The sequence below is a fragment of the Arthrobacter sp. JCM 19049 genome, assembly GCF_001310435.1.
This window is the reverse complement of record NZ_BAXF01000113.1, coordinates 1-5,992: the sequence shown is the minus strand read 5'-3', so window position 1 is coordinate 5,992 and position 5,992 is coordinate 1. Positions and strand designations below refer to the sequence as shown.

The following is a 5,992-nucleotide window of genomic DNA, read 5'->3' as shown; positions in this document are numbered from 1 at the left end:
ACCGGTGATCTGCTCGTCCGTGGCCCGGGCGCCCTCGGCGGCAGCCGGAGTGCCGGAGTGGCGGTTTGCACCCGTGGTCGGCGCGTCTTCAATGATGGTCATGGATACAGTCCTTCATGGGTCGAAGCGTGGTGGCTTAGGGTAAAACAACACACTTAAACTTCCGCTTTATGGAAACTCTCTATCGCATACTAAGATTAAGTGAGAGCCTCACAAGTCTTGGGATGAAACATGCGTCATTCATTCCGCCGGGGCCTACGGTTAAAGCCGAAGCCAACACACGTATTGCCAACACCCCAGGGAGCCACAGGTGACAACGAATCCGGTATCCGTTTCGGAAGAATCCCGGCGCACCATCATCATCACCGGAGCGGGCTCCGGCATCGGCCGGGCCAGCGCCCGCGTGCTGTTGAGCCAGGGGTGGAACGTGGTGCTGGCCGGACGCACCGAGGAAAAGCTGCGCCAGGCGGCCGACGGAAATCCCCGCGCCCTCGCCGTGGCCGCCGATGTTGCCCAGAGCGCGGACGTCGCAGAACTTTTCGAGAAGGCCAGTACACGCTTTGGCCGCATCCACGCCCTGTTCAACAATGCCGGGACCTTCGGGCCCGCCGTCCACGTCGGGGATTTGAGCGAAGAGGACTGGGACGAAGTCTGCGCGGTCAACCTGACCGGTGCCATCAACTGCGCCCGGCAGGCCTTTAACCACATGAAGGACCACGGTGGCGGACGCATCATCAACAACGGGTCCATCGCCGCCCAGGTTCCCCGCCCCCAGTCGGTGGCCTACGCGGTCACCAAGCACGCGATCACGGGGTTGACGCGGTCCATGGAATTGGATGGGCGCCCCTGGGGCATCACGGCCTCACAGATCGACATCGGCAACGCGGCCAGCGAGATCATGGATCAGCTGGGCACCTCCACCGGCGCCCTGCAGGCGGACGGCACGCGCAAGGTTGAGCCTACCTTCGCGCTGGAGGAAGCGGCCCGCGCCGTCGCATTTATCGCCAATGCGCCGGCGAGCGCGGCCGTTAACCAGCTGACCATTACCGCAGCGGGAATGCCTACATCGGGCGGGGTTAAGCAAAACCGTCACAGGCCACTGCCGGGCGGGCGGGGAGCGGGCGTAGAGTGGGAACCTGGCTGCGGCCAGAAGCACTGACGCACAGCACGGCAAGGAGCACTTTTTTGACGTCCAACAACGCGGCTGCCACGCCCCTGGAAATCACTGAACCGGAGAACTGCGGCAATGCCCCGCGCGCCCAGGTCATTCGCGACCTGGTGGTCGCCGTGCAAAGCAAGGATGCCGAACACCTGGCGCAGTGGCTGGCCGATGACGTGCAGTGGGAAATTGTGGGCTTCCAGCGCCTGTCCGGTTTGACCGAGGTGCTCAAGTGGGTGACCAACGCCCGGGACAACACGCAGCTGCGGATCAACAGCATCCTTACCCATGGCCGGGAGGGGAGCGTGGACGGGCGGGTGACCAATGTACAGAACATTTCCGTCGCCTTTTGCTACATGATCCGTTTCACCAGCACCGCGAAAACGGCAAAGATCACACAGGTGCGCAGCTACCTGGTCTCCCGGCCCATCTAGGCCGGCAGCTGCCGGAGGGACCCTTGGCTTAGAAGAACTGACCCAGCAGGCCGGTCAGCTTGTCGAACGCCGATTCCCAGGCGGCGGTACTGCTGGCCAGCACCTCACGAGGCAGCGGGCCCTGGGTGAGGGTAACGATGGTTTGCCCGGCGAATTCCTTCAAGTCGATCCGGGTGTGAATTACCAGATCCAGCGTCATTTCATGCGGTCCGTCGGCGCTGACCAGGCAGGTGTACTCATCGAATTCGGTGATCGTGCCTTCAACGGCACTTCCTGGGTGGGGTCCTGGTGCTGGTACATGACCAGTTCGTGGCGTCCGCCGACCCTGGGTTCCAGGACCACGGAGGATTCCTTGATCCCCCATTCGGCCGGACCCCACCATTGGGCGATAATTTCCGGTTCGCAGAACGCGGCCCACACAGCGGTGCGCGGCGCGGCAAAATGGCGGGTCAGTACCAGTTCGGTCATCTCATCCATGCCTTGAAGATTACCGCGTACTTCACCGCCACAGCGAGGTATCCGGTGTGCCGTTGGCCTCAGCGTCCGGAAGGACCCGGGGACTTAGCGCGGCTGCATGCGCGCCGCGGTCTGCACCGTCTGCGCATCCGCCTGGGTTCCGCGTGCTTCGTGGGCCCGCAGCACCTTGACCGCACGCTCCCATTTCACCCGTTCCCGCGGACTGGAGTGCACCGAGCGTTCCGCGGGGCCGAAAATCGTCAGGCCAGCGTACTTCAGGCGCCACAGGAAACGGTATCCCAGGCTTAGTCCGGTGGTATCGGTAATGACGGGCAGTGATGACTCGTCCATGATTTCCCCTTTAGCTCTGCGCCCGATGCGGGCCTTACATCTATTGTAGGCAAATAATTGGGGCACCAACTAATTAGTCGGCGTTATCATCAGCACTTTGTGCCGCGCTGATCAACCGGGTCATCAGCCGCTGGAGGTCATGCACATCCTGCTCATCCATCTGCAGCCGGCGCATCATCTGCACCGGGACCTGCAGGGCCTGTTCACGCAGCTGCGCCCCCTTTTCGGTCACCTCGATCAGGATGGCCCGCTCATCCTCCGGATTGCGTCGCCGGGTGACCAGCCCGTGGGCCTCCATGCGCTTGATCAGCGGGCTGAGGTCCCGGGGTCCAGATGCAGCTGGGCGCTCAGCTCCCGCGCCCCGATCGGGCCCTGTTCCCACAGGGCCAGCATCACCAGGTATTGCGGATGGGTGAGCCCCAGGGTTCAAGCACGGGACGGTAGGAGGAGATGACCGATCGGGAGGCCACTGCCACCGCGAAACACACCTGGTGCTCCAGCTTCAGCAGATCGTCCTGATTCAACTCCGCCTGTCCCACGTTCGGGCCTACTTCCTTTTTGATGATGCCGCGTGCCGAACCCGGCACCGGGGCTATTGCTCGAGCCGCGCCACCGTTTCAATGGTTTCCCCATCGGGCAGCGTGCCCCGGGCATAGTGCGCATCACGCACCTTGCGGGCCCGTTCCCATTTCATCCGCTCGCGCGGACTGGACCCGACCGAACGCTCGGCCGGACCGAACACGTACAGTGCGCAGTAGCGGATCCACCACCTGAGCCGGTATCCCAGGCTCAGCCCGGTGGTGTCGTGGACAATCGGCAGTGGTCTGTCATCCATGTGGGGCCATCCAGGGTCCTGTGCGGGCCGGGGCGGCCCTATATCCAGTGTAGGCTCACCGCGCGGTTGTGTCGGTGCAGTAACTTGGAAGATGCACCACTCGACTGCGGGCCGCCCCGCCACTTCACCTCAAGGAGATCCGTGAACGTCACGCCCAGCACCATCCCCGGCGCCGTCACTCACTGGATCGCCCACCAGTCCCCCGCCACCTTCTCCTCGGTGATGGCCACCGGATCATTGGCTACGGGCTGGGTTTGGCCGGGCACCGCACCGTGGGCCAGCTGTTCTCCTGGACCGCGGTGGGCCTGCTGCTGATCCTGCTGGCCGCCCTGGTGGTGCGGCTGATCACCCACGGGCGGGCGATGCTCGCGGATCTGCTCAACCCCTCGGCCGCGTTCGGGTTCTTCACCATCGTGGCCGCCTGCACCGTGGTCTCCCTGGACCTTGGCGCCCTGGGCCTGACCCGCATCTCACTGGGGATCGCCACCGCCGGCGGGATCCTGTGGGTGGGGCTGTGCTATGTGATCCCGGCGCTGCTGGTGCTCATTGAGCGTCCCGAACCGGGCATCGCGCACGCCAACGGCTCCTGGTTCCTGTGGGTGGTGGCCACCCAGGCGGTGGCCGGCACCTTCGCCTTCCACCCCTACATCTTCCGGCTGGGCAATATTGCGGCGCTGGCGATCTGGCTGCTGGGTTGCATGCTGTACCTGATGATCGCCACCCTGGTGACCATCCGGATGCTGCGCTACCCAAACCGTCCCGAGACGCTCTCCCCCACCTACTGGATCTTCATGGGCGCCACCGCGATCACGGTGATGACCGGCTCCCAGCTGCTGTCCCTGGCCAATGCGGGGGTGCTGGAGCCGTGGCTGCACCCGATGATCGCGTTCACCTGCTTTGCGCTGCTCTCGGTGGGGGTCTGGTTCATCCCGCTGCTGGTGCTCTTCGGATACTGGCGCCACGTGGTGCGCCGCCACCCGCTGCGCTATGAGACCAGCCTGTGGGCGATCGTCTTCCCGCTGGGCATGCTGGCCAGCTGTTGCCAGTTCCTGGGACGCGAAACCGATTTCCCGGCGCTGCAGCACTTTGGCCAGGGGTTCATCTGGGTGGCGGTGGCCGCCTGGGTGGGCACCACCGCGTTATGGCTAGGCATGCTGGTCCGGAGATCCTAAGCTGGGTGCATGAGCAACCTTGAGCAGGCCCCGGCGGAGATCGGCTGCACGAATGCCGAGCGACCGAACAGGTCCAGATCCTGGAACCGCGCCCGGTGCCGCTGGGCGGGCCGCGCGCCATGACGGTCTACCGCACACTGCCGCAGAAGCAGCGCAGCCTGATCGGGGCCTGGTGCTTCCTGGACCACTACGGTCCGGACGATGTCTCCAAGAGCCTGGGGATGGCCGTCCCACGTCACCCGCATACCGGACTGCAAACGGTGTCCTGGTTGTTCACCGGGGCGATCGACCACATGGACTCGGCAGGTTTCAAGGCCACGGTGCGTCCCGGGGAGCTGAACCTGATGACCGCCGGGTACGGGATCACCCATTCGGAATTCTCCACGAAGGACACCACCGTCCTGCACGGCGCCCAGCTGTGGGTGGCGTTGCCGGAACATGCCCGCAACATGGAACCGACCTTCGAAAGCTACCGCCCCGAACCGCTGACCGGCCCGGGCTGGAGCCTGTCGGTGTTCCTGGGCACGCTGCGCGCCGAGGGGCAGGAATCCACCTCCCCGGTGAGCGTGTACACGCCGCTGACCGGCGCGGAGCTGACCCTTCAGGCGGGGGCCTCACTGTGCATTGAGGTGCCCGAGGGGCACGAGCACGGGGTCATGGTGGACACCGGCGCCCCCATCGTGAACGGCCAGGAACTGGGCCACCGCGACCTGGGCTATCTGGGGCGGGGCACCGGCGAACTGCGCATCCAGGCCGGGCAGGACCCGGTGCGGGTCATCATCATCGGCGGGGAGCCGCTGAACGAGCAGATCCTGATGTGGTGGAACTTCGTGGGCCGCACCCATGAGGAGGTGGTCGCCTTCCGTCAGCAGTACCAGGCGGAGATCGGCGCCGAGCCCGGGGACGCCTCCGAGGACCGCTTCGGCCCCTTCCCCAAGGACACCCCGGCCGCGCTGCCGGCCCCCACCCTGCCCACCGTGCGGCTGCGTCCGCGCGAAAACCCGCCGGTGTAGCGCCACCGGCCAACCGATTTTCCATCATCCGACAACCCAGCGACACAAGGAGCACCATGAGCCAGATCGTCCCGCAGGCACTGCCCGAACGCGACCGCTACGTCCTTGACGATGCGGGCAAGCACATCGGCGCCGCCCACTACCGCGACTACCAGGGTGAGAACGGGGTGGAGCGGATCTTCTTCCACACCGTGGTCGATGAAGAGTACAGCGGCCAGGGCCTGGCCTCGAAGCTGGCGGCCTTCGCCCTGGATGACACGGTCTCGGCCGGGATGAAGATCGTCCCGGTCTGCCCGTACATCAAGAAGTATGTGGGCAAGCACCAGGAGTTCGAGCCGGACGTGGTCCCGCCGCGCCCGCACCACCTGCAGATCCTGCCCAAGGCCTAACCGGGACGGCGGAGTACCCGCCGACCGCGTGCAGGGTGAAGGCGCTGAGGAACCCGAGGGTGACCAGCAGCCCGGTGTAGTCGTGGTCCACCGCGTACGCCTCGGGGATCATGGTGTCCGCGATCATGGTCAGGATGCCGCCGGCCGCGACCGCGGTGGCGAACGCCAGCACCTCGGCGGGCA

12 protein-coding genes and 2 pseudogenes are annotated in these 5,992 nt (G+C 65.3%); 6 read left to right on the top strand and 8 right to left on the bottom strand.

Translation table 11 applies throughout. From position 1 onward, the window contains the following. Positions 1-310: 310 nt before the first annotated feature. A complete protein-coding gene (locus tag JCM19049_RS07235; protein ID WP_279402675.1) occupies positions 311-1,159 on the top strand; it encodes an SDR family NAD(P)-dependent oxidoreductase in 849 nt (282 codons plus the stop codon). Between the two features lie 26 nt (positions 1,160-1,185). Next, the gene (locus JCM19049_RS07230) at positions 1,186-1,593 is read left to right on the top strand and encodes a nuclear transport factor 2 family protein (RefSeq protein WP_054821249.1); all 408 of its coding nucleotides are present in this window, start codon (positions 1,186-1,188) and stop codon (positions 1,591-1,593) included. A gap of 28 nt (positions 1,594-1,621) precedes the next feature. Here the strand turns inward: JCM19049_RS07230 and JCM19049_RS19290 are convergent, their stop codons facing one another. From JCM19049_RS19290 to JCM19049_RS07210, 7 genes and pseudogenes are all read right to left on the bottom strand, one after another. Further along, positions 1,622-1,792 carry a hypothetical protein gene (locus JCM19049_RS19290; RefSeq protein WP_279402674.1) on the bottom strand — a complete coding sequence of 57 codons (171 nt, stop codon included), beginning with the start codon at positions 1,790-1,792 and terminating at the stop codon, positions 1,622-1,624. Further along, positions 1,789-2,061, bottom strand: a complete 273-nt coding sequence (locus JCM19049_RS07225) for an SRPBCC domain-containing protein (protein WP_054821248.1) — start codon at positions 2,059-2,061, stop codon at positions 1,789-1,791. The genes JCM19049_RS19290 and JCM19049_RS07225 overlap by 4 nt, the downstream gene beginning before the upstream one ends. A gap of 93 nt (positions 2,062-2,154) precedes the next feature. Beyond that, positions 2,155-2,400 (bottom strand): hypothetical protein, encoded by a 246-nt coding sequence (locus JCM19049_RS07220; RefSeq protein WP_054821247.1) that lies wholly within the window; start codon positions 2,398-2,400, stop codon positions 2,155-2,157. 73 nt (positions 2,401-2,473) lie between these two features. Then, positions 2,474-2,698: a MarR family winged helix-turn-helix transcriptional regulator gene (locus JCM19049_RS22405; protein ID WP_306420730.1), complete on the bottom strand. Its 225-nt coding sequence runs from the start codon at positions 2,696-2,698 to the stop codon at positions 2,474-2,476. Between the two features lie 6 nt (positions 2,699-2,704). After that, positions 2,705-2,793, bottom strand: a pseudogene (locus JCM19049_RS22400) (MarR family transcriptional regulator); the annotation flags it as partial. Then, positions 2,793-2,987, bottom strand: a complete 195-nt coding sequence (locus tag JCM19049_RS22395) for a hypothetical protein (protein WP_306420729.1) — start codon at positions 2,985-2,987, stop codon at positions 2,793-2,795. The gene JCM19049_RS22395 and the pseudogene JCM19049_RS22400, both read right to left, overlap by 1 nt. A gap of 5 nt (positions 2,988-2,992) precedes the next feature. Next, positions 2,993-3,235, bottom strand: coding sequence for a hypothetical protein (locus tag JCM19049_RS07210; RefSeq protein ID WP_054821246.1), 243 nt, complete (start codon positions 3,233-3,235; stop codon positions 2,993-2,995). Positions 3,236-3,376: 141 nt separating this feature from the next. Here JCM19049_RS07210 and JCM19049_RS19285 point away from each other — a divergent pair, with 141 nt between their 5' ends. From JCM19049_RS19285 to JCM19049_RS07195, 4 genes are all read left to right on the top strand, one after another. Next, on the top strand, positions 3,377-3,550 hold the full coding sequence (locus tag JCM19049_RS19285; protein ID WP_279402673.1) for a hypothetical protein: 174 nt from the start codon (positions 3,377-3,379) through the stop codon (positions 3,548-3,550). After that, positions 3,508-4,407, top strand: coding sequence for a tellurite resistance/C4-dicarboxylate transporter family protein (locus JCM19049_RS07205; protein WP_054821245.1), 900 nt, complete (start codon positions 3,508-3,510; stop codon positions 4,405-4,407). Before JCM19049_RS19285 ends, JCM19049_RS07205 begins: the two co-directional genes overlap by 43 nt. Before the next feature lie 95 nt (positions 4,408-4,502). Further along, entirely contained in the window at positions 4,503-5,420 is a 918-nt protein-coding gene (locus JCM19049_RS07200) for a pirin family protein (RefSeq protein ID WP_306420728.1), read from the top strand. A 56-nt stretch (positions 5,421-5,476) separates the two neighbouring features. Then, a complete protein-coding gene (locus tag JCM19049_RS07195) occupies positions 5,477-5,809 on the top strand; it encodes a GNAT family N-acetyltransferase (protein ID WP_054821244.1) in 333 nt (110 codons plus the stop codon). Between the two features lie 16 nt (positions 5,810-5,825). Here JCM19049_RS07195 and JCM19049_RS19280 read toward each other — a convergent pair. Continuing rightward, positions 5,826-5,992: pseudogene (locus JCM19049_RS19280) on the bottom strand (ZIP family zinc transporter); the annotation flags it as partial.